This window comes from Paenibacillus sp. sptzw28 (assembly GCF_019550795.1).
Classification (GTDB): Bacteria; Bacillota; Bacilli; order Paenibacillales; family Paenibacillaceae; genus Paenibacillus_Z.
The window spans coordinates 244,083-260,000 of record NZ_CP080545.1 but is presented as its reverse complement, the minus strand read 5'-3'; the positions used below and the strand labels follow the sequence as shown (position 1 = coordinate 260,000).

The 15,918-nt window shown below is 48.3% G+C and carries 15 protein-coding genes, 2 rRNA genes and 1 riboswitch (1 of these 18 cut by a window edge); of the genes, 15 read left to right on the top strand and 2 right to left on the bottom strand.

Features of this window, described 5'->3' with window-relative positions:
• Both KZ483_RS01200 and rrf read left to right on the top strand, forming a co-directional pair.
• Nucleotides 1-2,719 (top strand): 23S ribosomal RNA (locus KZ483_RS01200); it begins 207 nt to the left of the window's first position.
• A gap of 136 nt (nt 2,720-2,855) precedes the next feature.
• A 5S ribosomal RNA gene (gene rrf / locus KZ483_RS01195) occupies nt 2,856-2,972 on the top strand.
• Nucleotides 2,973-3,093: 121 nt separating this feature from the next.
• Here the strand turns inward: rrf and KZ483_RS01190 are convergent.
• On the bottom strand, nt 3,094-3,624 hold the full coding sequence (locus KZ483_RS01190) for a transposase (RefSeq protein WP_220350984.1): 531 nt from the start codon (nt 3,622-3,624) through the stop codon (nt 3,094-3,096).
• A gap of 227 nt (nt 3,625-3,851) precedes the next feature.
• Between KZ483_RS01190 and KZ483_RS01185 the strand changes: the two genes are divergently transcribed.
• The 10 genes from KZ483_RS01185 (at nt 3,852) to rsmI (ending at nt 11,386) form a co-directional block, all read left to right on the top strand.
• Complete coding sequence (locus KZ483_RS01185) at nt 3,852-4,037, top strand: sigma factor G inhibitor Gin (RefSeq protein ID WP_220353192.1); 186 nt, start codon at nt 3,852-3,854, stop codon at nt 4,035-4,037.
• A gap of 188 nt (nt 4,038-4,225) precedes the next feature.
• The gene (locus tag KZ483_RS01180) at nt 4,226-5,725 is read left to right on the top strand and encodes an aminotransferase class I/II-fold pyridoxal phosphate-dependent enzyme (protein ID WP_220350983.1); all 1,500 of its coding nucleotides are present in this window, start codon (nt 4,226-4,228) and stop codon (nt 5,723-5,725) included.
• Between the two features lie 63 nt (nt 5,726-5,788).
• Nucleotides 5,789-6,439 carry a dTMP kinase gene (gene tmk / locus KZ483_RS01175; RefSeq protein ID WP_220350982.1) on the top strand — a complete coding sequence of 217 codons (651 nt, stop codon included), beginning with the start codon at nt 5,789-5,791 and terminating at the stop codon, nt 6,437-6,439.
• Nucleotides 6,440-6,510: 71 nt separating this feature from the next.
• Complete coding sequence (locus KZ483_RS01170; protein WP_220350981.1) at nt 6,511-6,840, top strand: cyclic-di-AMP receptor; 330 nt, start codon at nt 6,511-6,513, stop codon at nt 6,838-6,840.
• A 16-nt stretch (nt 6,841-6,856) separates the two neighbouring features.
• Complete coding sequence (locus KZ483_RS01165) at nt 6,857-7,300, top strand: YaaR family protein (protein WP_220350980.1); 444 nt, start codon at nt 6,857-6,859, stop codon at nt 7,298-7,300.
• Between the two features lie 40 nt (nt 7,301-7,340).
• Nucleotides 7,341-8,318 carry a DNA polymerase III subunit delta' gene (holB, locus tag KZ483_RS01160; protein WP_220350979.1) on the top strand — a complete coding sequence of 326 codons (978 nt, stop codon included), beginning with the start codon at nt 7,341-7,343 and terminating at the stop codon, nt 8,316-8,318.
• A gap of 4 nt (nt 8,319-8,322) precedes the next feature.
• The gene (locus KZ483_RS01155) at nt 8,323-9,123 is read left to right on the top strand and encodes a PSP1 domain-containing protein (protein ID WP_220350978.1); all 801 of its coding nucleotides are present in this window, start codon (nt 8,323-8,325) and stop codon (nt 9,121-9,123) included.
• A gap of 45 nt (nt 9,124-9,168) precedes the next feature.
• On the top strand, nt 9,169-9,567 hold the full coding sequence (locus KZ483_RS01150; RefSeq protein WP_220350977.1) for an initiation-control protein YabA: 399 nt from the start codon (nt 9,169-9,171) through the stop codon (nt 9,565-9,567).
• A 146-nt stretch (nt 9,568-9,713) separates the two neighbouring features.
• Nucleotides 9,714-10,487, top strand: a complete 774-nt coding sequence (locus KZ483_RS01145) for a tRNA1(Val) (adenine(37)-N6)-methyltransferase (RefSeq protein ID WP_220350976.1) — start codon at nt 9,714-9,716, stop codon at nt 10,485-10,487.
• On the top strand, nt 10,484-11,386 hold the full coding sequence (rsmI, locus tag KZ483_RS01140; RefSeq protein WP_220350975.1) for a 16S rRNA (cytidine(1402)-2'-O)-methyltransferase: 903 nt from the start codon (nt 10,484-10,486) through the stop codon (nt 11,384-11,386). Before KZ483_RS01145 ends, rsmI begins: the two co-directional genes overlap by 4 nt.
• 119 nt (nt 11,387-11,505) lie before the next feature.
• Here rsmI and KZ483_RS01135 read toward each other — a convergent pair whose 3' ends face one another.
• Entirely contained in the window at nt 11,506-11,760 is a 255-nt protein-coding gene (locus tag KZ483_RS01135; RefSeq protein WP_220350974.1) for an AbrB/MazE/SpoVT family DNA-binding domain-containing protein, read from the bottom strand.
• Between the two features lie 270 nt (nt 11,761-12,030).
• Here KZ483_RS01135 and KZ483_RS01130 point away from each other — a divergent pair, with 270 nt between their 5' ends.
• From KZ483_RS01130 to KZ483_RS01120, 3 genes are all read left to right on the top strand, one after another.
• Nucleotides 12,031-13,338, top strand: coding sequence for an HD domain-containing protein (locus KZ483_RS01130; RefSeq protein ID WP_220350973.1), 1,308 nt, complete (start codon nt 12,031-12,033; stop codon nt 13,336-13,338).
• 21 nt (nt 13,339-13,359) lie between these two features.
• Nucleotides 13,360-14,127, top strand: a complete 768-nt coding sequence (locus tag KZ483_RS01125) for a TatD family hydrolase (protein WP_220350972.1) — start codon at nt 13,360-13,362, stop codon at nt 14,125-14,127.
• A 185-nt stretch (nt 14,128-14,312) separates the two neighbouring features.
• Nucleotides 14,313-14,508, top strand: a riboswitch (cyclic di-AMP (ydaO/yuaA leader).
• A 237-nt stretch (nt 14,509-14,745) separates the two neighbouring features.
• Complete coding sequence (locus KZ483_RS01120; protein ID WP_258881492.1) at nt 14,746-15,894, top strand: resuscitation-promoting factor; 1,149 nt, start codon at nt 14,746-14,748, stop codon at nt 15,892-15,894.
• Nucleotides 15,895-15,918: the final 24 nt, after the last annotated feature.

Here is a 15,918-nt window from a genome sequence, read left to right as displayed (position 1 = left end):
GTACCCTGAGGAAGAGAAAACAATAGTGATTCCGTCAGTAGCGGCGAGCGAACGCGGATTAGCCCAAACCAGGGAGCTTGCTTCCTGGGGTTGTGGGACGTCTCACATGGAGTTACAAAGGTGTTGGGTAGACGAAGAGGTCTGGAAAGGCCCGCCATAGAAGGTAAAAGCCCTGTAGCCGAAAGTCAGCACCCTCCGAGACGGATCCCGAGTACCGCGAGACACGTGAAACCTCGTGGGAATCCGGCAGGACCATCTGCCAAGGCTAAATACTCCTGACTGACCGATAGTGAACCAGTACCGTGAGGGAAAGGCGAAAAGAACCCCGGCGAGGGGAGTGAAATAGAACCTGAAACCGTGCGCTTACAAAAAGTCAGAGCCCGTTATAGGGGTGATGGCGTGCCTTTTGTAGAATGAACCGGCGAGTTACGTTCCCGTGCAAGGTTAAGGTGAGAAGCCGGAGCCGCAGCGAAAGCGAGTCTGAATAGGGCGCATGAGTACGTGGACGTAGACCCGAAACCCGGTGATCTAGCCATGGGCAGGTTGAAGGTTGGGTAACACTAACTGGAGGACCGAACCGACTAATGTTGAAAAATTCGGGGATGAGGTGGGGTAGCGGAGAAATTCCAATCGAACTCGGAGATAGCTGGTTCTCCCGAAATAGCTTTAGGGCTAGCCTCGGAGTAAAGAGTCATGGAGGTAGAGCACTGATTGGGTGCGGGGCCCGCCAAGGGTTACCAAGTCCAGTCAAACTCCGAATGCCATGTACTTATATCCGGGAGTCAGACGGTGAGTGCTAAGATCCATCGTCAAGAGGGAAACAGCCCAGACCATCAGCTAAGGTCCCCAAGTGTGTGTTAAGTGGGAAAGGATGTGGAGTTGCCCAGACAACCAGGATGTTGGCTTAGAAGCAGCCACCATTTAAAGAGTGCGTAATAGCTCACTGGTCGAGTGACTCTGCGCCGAAAATGTAACGGGGCTAAACACGCCACCGAAGCTATGGCTAGATACGAAAGTGTCTTGGGGTAGGGGAGCGTTGTATGCAGGTTGAAGTCAGACCGTAAGGACTGGTGGACGACATACAAGTGAGAATGCCGGTATGAGTAACGAAAAGACAAGTGAGAATCTTGTCCGCCGAAAGCCTAAGGGTTCCTGAGGAAGGCTCGTCCGCTCAGGGTAAGTCGGGACCTAAGGCGAGGCCGAAAGGCGTAGTCGAAGGACAACAGGTTGATATTCCTGTACCACCGTAAGCCGTTATGAGCAATGGGGTGACGCAGAAGGGTAGTGACGCGGCCTGATGGAATAGGCCGTCCAAGCAGTGAGGCTGGTTGATAGGTAAATCCGTTAACCGATAAAGCTGGGCTGTGATGGGGAGGGAAAATTACAGTACCGAAGGTCATGTGCTCCCGCTGCCGAGAAAAGCCTCTAGCCAGGTGATGGTGCCCGTACCGCAAACCGACACAGGTAGGCGAGCAGAGCATGCTAAGGCGCGCGGAAGAACTCTCGTTAAGGAACTCGGCAAAATGACCCCGTAACTTCGGGAGAAGGGGTGCCTCGGTAGGGTGAATAGCCCGAGGGGGCCGCAGTGAAAAGGCCCAAGCGACTGTTTAGCAAAAACACAGGTCTGTGCGAAGCCGTAAGGCGAAGTATACGGGCTGACGCCTGCCCGGTGCTGGAAGGTTAAGGGAGTGGTAAGGCAACCCGAAGCTATGAACCGAAGCCCCAGTAAACGGCGGCCGTAACTATAACGGTCCTAAGGTAGCGAAATTCCTTGTCAGGTAAATTCTGACCCGCACGAATGGCGTAACGACTTGGGCGCTGTCTCAACGAGAGATCCGGTGAAATTTTAATACCTGTGAAGATGCAGGTTACCCGCGACAAGACGGAAAGACCCCATGGAGCTTTACTGCAGCTCGATATTGGACTTTGGTACGATCTGTACAGGATAGGTGGGAGCCTTGGAAGCCGGAGCGCCAGCTTCGGTGGAGGCATCGTTGGGATACCACCTGATCGTATCGGAGTTCTAACCTGGTACCGTCATCCGGTACAGGGACCGTGTCAGGTGGGCAGTTTGACTGGGGCGGTCGCCTCCTAAAATGTAACGGAGGCGCCCAAAGGTTCCCTCAGAATGGTTGGAAATCATTCGTAGCGTGCAAAGGCATAAGGGAGCTTGACTGCGAGACCTACAAGTCGAGCAGGGACGAAAGTCGGGCTTAGTGATCCGGTGGTACCGCATGGAAGGGCCATCGCTCAACGGATAAAAGCTACCCTGGGGATAACAGGCTTATCTCCCCCAAGAGTCCACATCGACGGGGAGGTTTGGCACCTCGATGTCGGCTCATCGCATCCTGGGGCTGAAGTAGGTCCCAAGGGTTGGGCTGTTCGCCCATTAAAGCGGTACGCGAGCTGGGTTCAGAACGTCGTGAGACAGTTCGGTCCCTATCTGTCGCGGGCGTAGGAAATTTGAGAGGAGCTGTCCTTAGTACGAGAGGACCGGGATGGACGTACCGCTGGTGTACCAGTTGTTCCGCCAGGAGCACCGCTGGGTAGCCAAGTACGGACGGGATAAGCGCTGAAAGCATCTAAGCGTGAAGCCCCCCTCAAGATGAGATTTCCCAATTCGTAAGACCCCTGGTAGACGACCAGGTTGATAGGTTCGAGGTGGAAGCGCAGCAATGCGTGCAGCTGACGAATACTAATCGGTCGAGGGCTTATCCTACGAACGTTCACCTGAACGTTCACTTCGCACGCTGCTCTTAGGTTAACGTAAGACTAAAGGGGTTTCACAACCGTTTGTATCCAGTTTTCAAGGCGCAACCGCTTTGAACTGATTTTTGGGGCAACCAAAAATCCTGTTTGGTGGCGATGGCGGAGGGGAACCACGCGTTCCCATCCCGAACACGACCGTTAAGCCCTCCAGCGCCGATGGTACTTGGACCGCAGGGTCCTGGGAGAGTAGGACGCTGCCAAGCACGAGAAACCGACTGCATTTTGCAGTCGGTTTTTTGTTGTTTTTGTTGTGTTACCATTGTTTGGATCATTACATAGACGGTTAAAAACAAAAAAGGAAGTCCATAAGACTTCTTCAATACTTTAACGATGGTAGCAGTTAATCTCCTTTGATTGAATCTTAAGAATGCCGTCTCGACTGAATTTGCGCAACCGGCGAAGAATGACGATTCGCGGTATGAGAAACCATAGATGCCAGCTGATCAAACTGATCATTTGCGCTTCATTCGCCCATGGATATACGATGCAGACCGTGGCCAAGCCAAGCCACAGCAGATGACGATGTAATCGGCGATACACCGAAAGTTCAATATGCGCAATTGGAATATATCCAACCCAAGGAGGCGTTAACCTCCACCCCCAGCGTCGGCTGTCCGGTATATCTACACGAAGCAGCGTGAGACGAATAATGATAAAATGGACCAACTGTGTGCAAGAAATACCGAGTACTATTGCGATGAAGCCGTCAAATTGATACATGGCTATCTGGAATACGATAAGTATGAATGCGATTACATAATGGCTCCATAGGAGTTCTTTACGGACCGGGATTTTACGGACGAGCTGGTACTGATATATGGTCGCTTTTTTTTGTTCGGCAAGGCTACCTCTCATAATGTCAACATCCTTTCGTCTACTACGACAATGTATCGGAAATTGCAGCGTAATTATGAAGACCGTCTTTCCTGAAAAAGGCAGATAAATCATTCACCATTACTGCCCAATCAACATAATATGTAGCAGAACTATTTGAAATGGGCTATGAAACAAGTATAAATTGCTAGACTATGTGGCATAATAGAAGCAATGACTTAATTTGTTTAGATGAGGCGGTGAAGATGATGGAAGAAAGACTCGGGAATTACTGCATAATCTGTGGTCAGGAAAAATTGGAAGGCTTGCGAATTATTGATGAATTTATTTGTGAATCATGCGAAGTGGAGATGGTCAGAACGGAAGTCCAGGACGAGAAGTATCCTTTCTTTATTCATCAGCTTAAAAGGATTTGGGTTCAGAAGAATGCGTGAGTATAAATACGGGAGACACATCAAATATAATCCTTGGCATCTCGAGTTTGATAATCTCGGGAAGGTCAGGGATTATATTTTTTTACCCTCATCATCGTGCGTCACTCTGTGAATGTTTATGTAAACGCGAATTTCAAGTATGATGAAAGTAATCGCGTTAGTTTATGGGAAAGGGAGATACAGCAGGTATGACCAGCGTCAATGAGAAATGGAATGCACCGCTATATGAGGCATTAACCGTGTTGGCGAATAGCCGCCCAGTGAGTTATCATGTGCCTGGTCATAAATATGGCCAATCGGTGGAAAAATTGAAAACGGTTGATCCACATGCCGTGGAGATTTTTCAATCGATTATGTCGATTGATGTCACGGAGCTATCGGTAACGGATGATCTACACATGCCTACCGGTGTAATTGCGGAGGCTGAGGAGCTCGCAGCACAAACGTTCGGTGCTGAGAAAACCTACTTTCTTGTAGGAGGGAGTACCGCCGGGAATATCGCGATGCTGCTGGCCACCTGCAATCCTGAAGATATCATCATCGTACAACGAAACGTGCATAAATCGATTCTAAATGGGTTATCGCTTTCAGGTGCCAGGGCAGTTTTTGTGGCATCCCAACGAAGTTCGGAAATCGGAATGAATGGTATCCCTTCATTACCCGATATTGAAGAAGCTTTGGGCATGTATCCGGAGGCACGTGCGGTCCTCATCAGTAATCCTAGCTACTACGGAGTTAGCATCGATCTGAGACCTTACGCGGAGCTTGTTCATAAACATGGTATACCTCTGCTGGTCGACGAAGCTCATGGGGCGCATTACGGGCTTCATCCGGAGCTTCCGCGCTCTGCGCTGCAAGCAGGTGCAGATGTTGTGGTTCAATCAACACACAAGACTCTGCCTGCGCTTACGCTGGGCGCTATGCTGCATACTCAGGGGGCAAGAATTGATCGCGATGCACTGCGGCATTCCCTTGCGATAGTACAAAGCTCAAGTCCGTCATATCCGATAATGGCTTCATTGGATATTGCCCGGGCAATGATTGATAAATTCGGATACAGTTTATTTGAAAAAGGGTTAACGGCGGCGGAGCATTTAAAAAAATGGATTATGGAGTCGGCAACGTTCTTGGAGATTTCTGGCGGACTAAAAAATACACATATTAATGGAGTAACAGATCCGCTCCGACTCGTCATAAAGCACCGCAAAGGCATATTATCAGGTTTTGAATTGCAGCGTAGGCTGGAGCAATACGGCTGTTGGACCGAGATGGCTGATCCGCTTCATGTCGTAATATTAATCGGTTTGGCACCGACCGATGAAGACATCGAGAAATTGAAATTAGCGTTAACGGCGATTTCGAAAGAGCATCTGACAAACCCGCTAGCCCTAAATAGTCAAAATTTATCGATTGGACACAAGTACCAACGTATCTCAAAGCCCGTCCAATTACCGAGGCGTAATATACAAAAGTCGGCTTCCGAGATGGTTCGCCCTTGTAACGCAGCCGGAAGGAAGTCGGCAGAGGCGGTAATTCCTTACCCGCCTGGTATTCCGATATTGTACCCAGGTGAGACCGTTATGCCGGATACTGTCTCATATATCGAGCAATTAGCTGAATATGGCGCAAAATGTCAAGGAGTGACCGATCCATCGCTTAAGACTATAGCTGTTCTTCGAGAGAGCTAACCGTTTACGCATGGGATTGGCTTTGTTATGATAAGGGTATTAAGAGGATAGAGGAGTTCTTGTGTGAAAAAAGGATGGTTTTTGACGATAGAGGGCGGAGAGGGTGCCGGTAAAACGACACTTATAGAAGGACTCGCGCGTACACTGAGAGCAAGAAACCTCCGCGTTATGACAACGCGTGAGCCGGGAGGGATCCTGATCGCGGAGCAAATTCGCGGAGTTATTCTTGATAAGGCGAATACTTCTATGGAAGCAAGAACCGAAGCGCTTCTTTACGCCGCGGCGAGAAGACAGCATTTGGTAGAAAAGGTAAAACCAGCGCTTGCCGAGGGTATATTCGTCATATGTGATCGGTTTGTCGACAGCAGTCTTGCTTATCAGGGCTACGCTAGAGGGCTCGGGATCGATGAAATATGGTCGATTAACCGTTTTGCCATTGAAGGCTTGATGCCTCAGCTGACCCTATGGATGGATATTTCCCCGGAAGCCGGACTTGCGCGCATTCATCAAGCAGATAATAGAGAAATCAATCGCCTTGATCTCGAAGGACTTGATTTTCACCGGCTGGTGAGGGAAGGCTATATGCAGCTGATGGAGAGCGAACCAAACCGAATTATCAGACTTGATGCCGAAAAGACCGCTCAAGAGGTTTTTAATAACGCAATTGAAATCATAAACCAACGATTTAAAGGATTATATGAGAGCAATGTCTAAATCATATAGATAAATATTCATAAGCAGATCAAAGATATAAGGATTAAGGTTAATTATCGGGAGGGATATCGATGAAACTGGTGATTTCGATCGTACAGGATAAAGACAGCAACCGTTTGTCGAATGCGCTTGTCCGCGAGGGCTTCAGAGCGACAAAGCTCGCAAGCACGGGTGGATTTTTAAGGGCGGGAAATACGACATTCATGATCGGAATCGAAGACGAGCGGGTGCATGAAGTGCTGCAGGTCATTCGATCTAATTGCAAGGTGCGCGACCAGCTTGTTTCACCGGTATCACCAATGGGCAGTACGACGGATGCTTATATTCCGTTTCCAGTGGAAGTACAGGTAGGTGGAGCCGCAGTATTCGTCGTACCGGTAGAACGATTCGAACATTTCTGACTGGGCGTGATTAGCGATGAAAATTAATCCCGGATGGCGCCCTATCGGTCAAGACCGCACTCGGTCTGATTTAGGTTCAAGGCCGATACAGCCGAAAAACTTTACCGATATCATGCAGCATCAGGACGAGCAGAGAACGATGGAACAGCTGCAGCGGCAGCTGCAGGATATTCATAATCAAGGTGAACGGCTTGCGAGGTCAATGACTGTACGTGAGCTGCAGCTTTATAGGAAAATGGTAAAGCAGTTTCTGGAGGATACTGTCGGGCGCGGCGTTGGAATGAAGGAAACTCGCGGGTTTGACCGTCGCGGTCGGACGAAGCGATATAAGCTTCTTGATGAAGTCGATTCTGCCTTAATAATGATAGGTGAAGAGCTCCTTGAAAGCGAAGAAGGACGACTTGAGCTGCTGCAGAAGATCGGGGATATCCGCGGCATGCTAATCAATTTGTTTTTTTAATCCCTCCCATTGGATAGGAAAGGGAAAGGAAAAGACTGTCATGAATATCGGACAACTTGCCGGACAACCTAAAGCGAAACGGATTTTGCAGCATGCACTTACAAGCGGCAAGGTCTCACATGCCTATTTGTTCACCGGCCCTCCGGGAAGCGGCAGAACAGCAATGGCAATGGCATTTGCCAAAGCATTATTCTGCACAAGCTGCAGTGACGATGCTTGCGGAGAATGTCTCTCATGCCGGAAATTCGAGCACGGTAATCAACCGGACCTCCATCTCATTGAGCCGGATGGCAGCTCGATCAAAATCGACCAAATTCGCGAGCTCCAGCGTGAGCTGGCTTACCGTAATACTGGCGCTCAGCGCAAAGTGTATATTATGCAGCGGGCAGAGACAATGACGCAGCAGGCCGCAAACAGTTTGCTGAAGTTTTTGGAAGAACCGCAGAGCCCGGTCGTAGCTATTTTACTTACAGAGAATCGACAAGCAGTCCTTCCGACGATCCGTTCCCGCACGCAGTGGGTCCCTTTCCTGCCTCTTGCGCCGCACGATATGCTCCAGAGGCTGGTTTCCGAAGGCGTACCGCAGCTATTGGCGCGGGCTGCCGTTCACCTGTCATCCGGATTGGATAGCTGCAGGGCAATCATCCAGCAGAATGGATTTGCAGAAATGAGAAACGTAGTGATACAATTAGGAAAGGACAGTCTGAGCCGATTCACCGCGGCAATGATATCCGCCCAGCAGCAAATATTTAAAACGGAGCTTGGCGAGCAGCCGCAGCTGCTGCTGTCGATGCTTGTATTATGGTATAAAGATATGATTCATTTTCAAGCAGGAAGACAAGAAGCGATTGTTTTCATAGATCAAGTGGATTGGATTGGCAAACATGCATACGGACGCACGGCTAACGAATGGGTCCAATGTATCGAGCATACGCTCGAAGCAGGTAAACGAATGCGCTCACATGTACCGCCGCAGCTGGCGTTTGAGCAAATGCTAATCCGCATACAGGAGGGGTGAGTGATTGTATAACGTCATTGGCGTCCGCTTCAAGAAAGCGGGCAAAATCTATTACTTTGATCCGGTTGAGTTCCCTGTCGACAAAGACCAACATGTGATTGTAGAGACTGCAAGGGGAATCGAATACGGTAAAGTTGTGGTAGGACAGAAGCAAGTCGGTGAATCTGATGTCGTCCTTCCACTAAAGAAAGTCATAAGAATAGCCGTTGACAACGACGCCAAAATTGTTGACGAGAATAAGGCCGCAGCCCGTAATGCGTTTGCGACCTGTCTCGATAAAATAAAAGATCATCAGCTAAAGATGAAGCTTGTAGACGTTGAGTTTACCTTTGACCGCAATAAAATCATTTTTTATTTCACGGCAGAAGGCAGAGTCGACTTTCGAGAGCTGGTAAAGGATTTGGCAAGCATTTTCCGTACACGGATCGAGCTTAGACAAATTGGAGTTCGTGATGAAGCGAAGATGCTGGGGGGTATTGGCCCTTGCGGCCGAGTACTATGCTGCTCGTCTTGGCTCGGCGATTTCGAACCGGTATCAATAAAGATGGCAAAAGACCAGAATTTATCACTGAATCCGACAAAAATATCCGGGTTATGCGGAAGATTAATGTGCTGCTTGAAGTACGAGCACGATAACTACGAGAGTGTTAGGGAAGAGCTCCCGGCTGTCGGTAAAATTGTCGTCACCTCATTAGGTGAAGGCAAAGTAACGGGAATTAATGCCGGTACTAAATCCGTGTTCGTCCAGTTGTTTGAAGGCGGAAAGCCGAAGGAATTGCCTCTGGACGATGTCGTAGTGAAGTAATTCTATCCGTTTAGTCCGAAGCCGAACAGTCTTTGGGGTGGGAACTTGAATAAGAAGGATCTATTTAGCCAAATGGACAAGCTGGAATCGAATATGGGAAGCCTGCACGTTGAGCTTGGAGCGCTGAAACAACAGCTTAAAGCACTGCTCGAGGAAAACAAGAGGCTTAGCATAGAAAACCAGCAGTTGCGCAAAATATTTAAGCGGGAAACCGCTATCCACGTCTCACAGCTGGAACCGGCTGTAGTAACCGCATCCTCTACCAACTCTTTATCAGCCGAATTGCCGCAAATGCCAGTGGACCAAGCCACTGCCGTGGGCGAAGGATATGATAATTTGGCGCGTTTATATCATGAGGGATTCCATATTTGCAATTTATATTATGGACACTTGCGTACGGAAGGCGACTGTTTGTTCTGCCTTTCATTTCTGAATAAAGAATAACCGGACAAGACCCTTACACAAAGGGTCTTGTTTGCTTCTATTTAAGGTATGAATGCTTGAATAGCGTCTGCTTTTTCGTTTATGCTGAGTAGCATGGACCAGGAAAACCGGGTTTTAATTAGAAAAGAAACGAGGGTTATGGCGTCGTGTCGAAAGATGTTGCACTTGAACCGAATGAACGACTGGATGATCTATTGACGCATCAACTGCACATCATCCAAAGCCGCGAGGTTTTCAGCTTCTCGATGGATGCAGTCCTACTGGCAAGATTCGCCGGCATACCGCCGCGGGGAAAAGTATTGGATTTGTGTACGGGCAATGGCGTAGTACCGCTGCTGCTGTCCACTCGCACGAAAGCTACAATTACCGGTGTTGAAATTCAGCCGAAGCTTGCCGATATGGCGCGGCGCAGTGTTGAGTGGAATAGACTGGGTGACCAGATTGTTATACATGAAGGAGATCTTCGTACTTTCTACGAGCATTCGGGATACGGAGTATACGATGCAATTACCGTTAATCCTCCGTATATGCCGGCAGGCAGAGGAGACCATAGTGAGAATGAATATGTCGCTATGGCCAGGCATGAACTTAACGGTTCGCTGGATGATATCGTTGCCGCATGCGCCAAGCTTGTGCGGACGGGCGGGAGAGTCTCAATGGTTCATCGTCCGTCAAGGTTTATTGAAATTATTGAAACACTGAGAAGATGGAAGCTGGAGCCTAAAAGGATCCGATTTGTTCATCCCCATCGTGAAGCCGAAGCCAATATGGTTCTTATTGAAGCGGTAAGGGACGGAAAGCCCGACATAAAACTCCTGCCGCCGCTCATCGTCTATAACGAAGACAAGCACTATAATGAAGAAATAATAAGGATATATTACGGGAACAAGGATTCCGGAACGAGGGATACGCCGACATGAAGGTGCAGAGCAGTTTTTCCAAATCTAATGATAACGGGACAAGCCCGAAAACGGGTACATTATTTTTAGTCGGAACACCAATTGGAAATTTGGAGGATATGACGTTCAGGGCTATCCGTACATTAAAGGAAGTATGGCTTATTGCTGCCGAGGATACCCGACAAACCCGCAAGCTGCTTACGCATTTTGAAATATCGACACGTCTAGTCAGCTATCATGAGCATAACAAGGAAGCCAGTGGGAATGAGCTCATTCGTTTGTTGGAAGAGGGTCATTCGATCGCCCTTGTGAGCGATGCCGGGCTGCCGGCAATATCAGACCCGGGCGCCGACCTGGTCGCAGCTGCGGTGGAACGGGAAATTGCCGTCGTTCCAATCCCCGGTGCTAATGCAGCACTGTCCGCGCTAATTATATCGGGACTGCCAACCGATAGATTTCTGTTCACGGGTTTCCCCCCGCGCGAGCGCAAATCGCTTCGTGATTGGCTTGAGCGCATGCGAAGACAGGAAGGCACGATCATTTGCTATGAATCGCCGCACCGGGTGGCCAAGACGCTTGCCGCCATGCTCGAGCAATGGGGCGACAGGCCGGCAGCTATGGTTCGGGAGCTAACCAAACGACATGAGGAAGCAGTCAGGGGAAGGGTTTCGGAGTGCATGGCATGGCTTGCCGAACATCCTCCGCTCGGCGAATACTGTTTGGTTATTGCCGGGGCGGATCCGGCAGATGCGAAGAACCTGCAGGGGGATGAGCCTCCTTGGTGGTTGCAGCTTGACCTTGAAGAGCATGTGCGGCACTATGAGGCTGAGACTGGGGATCGTAAGGATGCAATGAAACGGGCAGCTGTGGACAGAGGGCTGTCAAAGCGGGAAGTATATAACGAGATCATGAAGAAATAGAGGAATAAAAAAAGGGCCTTCCTGACATTAGTCGTTCAGGAAGGCAGTAGGAGTATAAAAAAGGTTAGAATTAACAAGTCCAATAATCGTATTATAACCTATAATTGCGAATTTGTCTCTTATTTTGTTAAAGGAGTCGGCATTTCGGTTAAACAGGCGTTGCAGACGATTTTTCCTTTAAAATAAGTTACATTCTCTGCATTGCCGCAGAAAATACAAGCAGGCTCGTATTTCTTCAGCATAATGCGCTCACCGTCGACATAAATTTCAAGCGCATCCTTCTCGCCGATTCCAAGCGTCCGACGCAATTCGATTGGAATAACAACACGTCCAAGTTCGTCTACTTTCCGTACAATGCCAGTAGATTTCATCATAGTTTATCCAAATCCCCTCTCAAAATACTTATTTCGTCATCATTCGACAAAGTTCTATCATTTCCTGTATCTATAGTACCAACGTTTCCCATAATAGTCAACCATGAAATGACCGCGTAAATTGTCGTAATTGGCTGCTATAGCTATAGATACGGTTTCCGAAGCGGTATACACTAGCTAGAAATGGACTATTTCTGGAAATTAATTAACGACATATTTCGACAAACTATCGACATTTCGTGTCGAAATTATGAACGGGAGGAATGAGTAATGATTCAGGCCCAACACTCGTTAGCGGAAGAAAAAGTTTTCAAGGATCCGGTTCATAAATACATCTATGTACAAGATCAAACGATCTGGAATTTGATCAATACAAAAGAGTTTCAACGGCTTCGGCGAATCAGGCAGCTTGGTACCTCCTATTTGACCTTTCATGGAGCAGAGCACAGCCGATTCTCGCATTCACTGGGTGTTTATGAAATCACCCGGAAAATAATTTCTCAGTTCGAGCGCGGAGGATATCCCGATTGGCCGAGGGAGGAAAAACTCGTGACGCTGTGCGCGGCGCTGCTCCACGATGTTGGCCATGGGCCCTTCTCACACTCTCTCGAACAGGTATTTGATACCAATCACGAAGATTGGACATGCCGTATTCTTCTGGAAGATACCGAGGTGAATCGCGTGCTTTATGAATTCGATTCATCATTACCTGAGCGAGTAGCGGCCGTTATTCGAAAAACCTATAACCAGCCGATCGTGATCAGTCTCGTATCGAGTCAAATGGATGCGGACAGGATGGATTACCTCCTGCGCGATGCCTATTACACCGGTGTCAATTACGGCACCTTCGATCTGGAACGTATTCTTCGGGTGCTTCGGCCGCATCAAGGGCAAATCGTCGTCAAGGAAAGCGGAATGCATGCCGTCGAAGATTACTTGATGTCTCGTTACCAGATGTACTGGCAGGTTTATTTTCACCCTGTAACCAGGAGCTCTGAAATTATACTCCGACAAATATTTCGCAGAGCACGTGAGCTTTATGGGGGTGGGTACGCCTTTGCATGGATGATTGAACCGCTAAGGCGTTTGTTGGACGACACACTGGATGTCGAAAATTACCTTTCACTTGACGAAGCTCTTGCACAAACCACCTTCATGCAGTGGACGAAAGAGGGCGATCCGCTGTTATCGGATTTGTGTTCCCGCTTTCTGAACAGAAAGTTATATAAATATGCTGCGGTGGACAAACCGGATGAAGAGCTCTGGCAGAATATTCGCGGGCAATTTGCTGCTATCGGGTTAAACCCGGACTACCACTTTGAAATCGATTTTCCTTATGATATGCCTTATGATGTATATCGACCGGGCCTATCATCGAACGATAAAGAAGAGAAACCGCCAATCCTTCTTCTAGGCCAAGATGAACGGTTGTCCGAAATTTCCGAACGATCGGACATAATAAGATCAATAACCGGCCTACACCAAGGGAAATACCACCTGTATTACCCTGAGGAACGACTGCTTGAATCAGCCGGTAAATTGCAGCCGCGGATACTTGAATATTTTGGTTTACTATAGAAGGGAGACAGTTGGAAAAGCATGTTAATCGACACGCATACGCATTTGGATTCGCATAAATTCGACTCAGACCGCGTAGAGGTTATTGAGAGGGCGCGGGCGGCAGGTGTTTATAAACTCATAAATATCGGTTTTAACCGGGAGACGATTCAGACTACGATGGCCCTCGCTGAGCAGTATGATTTCATATATGCCGTAGTAGGCTGGCATCCCGTGGACAGTATTGTTATGCTCCCCGAGGATCTCGAGTGGATAGGGTCGCTTTGCGCGCATAATAAAGTCGTTGGAATTGGCGAGATCGGACTGGATTATCATTGGGACACCTCGCCAAAGGATGTTCAGCAGCGTGTCTTCCGCCAGCAGATACAGCTTGCTCAGCAGAAACGTAAGCCTATCGTCATTCATAACCGCGACGCCCATGAGGATATCGTCAGAATCTTAAGGGAAGAAAACGCGAAAGATGTTGGGGGAGTTATGCACTGTTTCTCGGGAAGCTGGGAAACGGCCAAGCAGTGCCTGGATATGAACTTCTACATTTCGTTCGGTGGACCGGTGACATTCAAAAACGCGCGTATTCCTAAAGAGGTGCTGTCGCGGGTGCCGCTTGACAGGCTGCTCATTGAGACCGATGCTCCGTATTTGGCTCCTCACCCGCACCGTGGAAAGAGGAACGAATCAGCTTTCGTCCGTCTTGTAGCAGAAACTGCAGCGGAAATAACAGGAAAAACATTGGAAGAAATTACTAGAATTACGACCGAAAATGCTTTAAAATGTTTTAGTATTGAGTGAAACATGCTTAGAAATCAAGTATTTGAGACATATACGGTGAAAAAACTAATTTTGATTGGAGTAAATGCTTGATTTTCACTTGATTTTCCTTAAAATTCGTTAAAATCGCTCTTAATCACTTCTTTACAATTTGGCGCAAAAGACGGTATCATTCATCTCAGAGCTTAAAAATTTATATTCCTTTTTCTAAAATAACGCTTAATCTCCGAAATCGGAGAGCGGGGGAACCAAATGTTGAAACAGTTCGTATCATCGAACGGTTTGGACGTTGACTTCTCTAGGGGTGAATTTTGCGGAGGCTGAAAATTGCCGAAAGCAAATAGGGCGACTCTCTCGCCCGAATCCGACAGCTAACCTCGTAAGCGTAATAAGAGAGATCAACCTCGTGCATCTAATCCATGTCCCATTGTCATCTCGGGAAGCCACGAAACAGATCCTCTGTCGTCGGCTTCCTTTTATTTTTGAATATTGCGTAAACTGACGACATAGGGTTTATCATGGAGGTGAGCATAAGGAGGAAAAGGAGTGGCGTGCGTGCACGTCAACTAAACGAATAGTACCGTCAAATGTAATCATGCTTAAACAAGGGCGACGGGGCTATGAAGGAGGACCGAAGAAGTGGGCGCACTCCAGCTTAAGGACACCCATGGTAAACGATCATCCAGCATGTCTATCCCATTGCGATGGAAGCATGAGAACGTGCGTTTAATTGTACTAAGCGCTCTGATCTCAATCGCTATGACTTTCATGTTTCTGGTGTTGTTGTACGGAACGGCTGACAAGCACGTCTCCGTAGTAGTGAACGGACGAGAAACCATTGTCTCTACGAAACAATGGGTCCTTCAACGCCTACTGGATGAACAAGCCATCACGATAGGACAATATGACAAAGTGTCATTACCGCTTAATTCGGCAATTAAGGATGGCGACCGAATCGTCATCAGTAAAGCGGTACCGCTCCACGTGAAGGCTGACGGCAAGGTAAGAACGTTGTACACGACTGAAAGAACCGTTAAGGCGGCGATCGACGGGGCTGATATATCGATACGCGGTCAAGATAAAGTACAGCCTTCCCCGGATGCGGCTGTCGAGCCGAATATGACTGTTACGGTTACCCGGATCGACAAGAAATACTCGGAAAGTTCGTATAAAGTTCCTTTCTCCATTGTGAAGAAGGAAGACCCTAAGCTAGCCCAAGGCAAACAAAAGGTGGTCCAGACCGGCAAAGAAGGAACCGTGGTCAAACGGTTTGAGAATGTTTTTGCCGATGGCGTGCTTGTATCGCAGTCGATGGTTACCAAACTCACACAAGCTTCATCCGTCGATCAAGTCGTTGCAGTCGGAACGAAGAAGCCTGAGCCAAAGGTGACAACGCTCACGGCAAAGACGCCAAGTATCTCAACCCTTACAAAGCGCGGCATTACGTTAAAAACTAAGAAAACGCTGAAGAACGTTACATTGACCGCATATACAGCCGGTGTAGCTTCGACCGGGAAAAGCAAATCGCATCCTCAATATGGAATTACCGCCTCCGGTGCTTACGTCAAGGAAGGTCGGACGATCGCCGTGGATCCGGATGTGATTCCGATCGGATGGTGGGTATATATAGAAGGCATCGGCTTCCGCCGTGCTGAAGACACGGGCAGTGCAATTCAAGGAAATAAGATTGACGTTTATTTCGAAAGTGAATCGTATGCCGAGAAGTTCGGACGGAAGCGGGGCTACACCGTTTACGTGCTTGGGCCGAAGAAGCCGGAATCGGTCTGACCTAAAGAAGCTTCTATAAAGGTT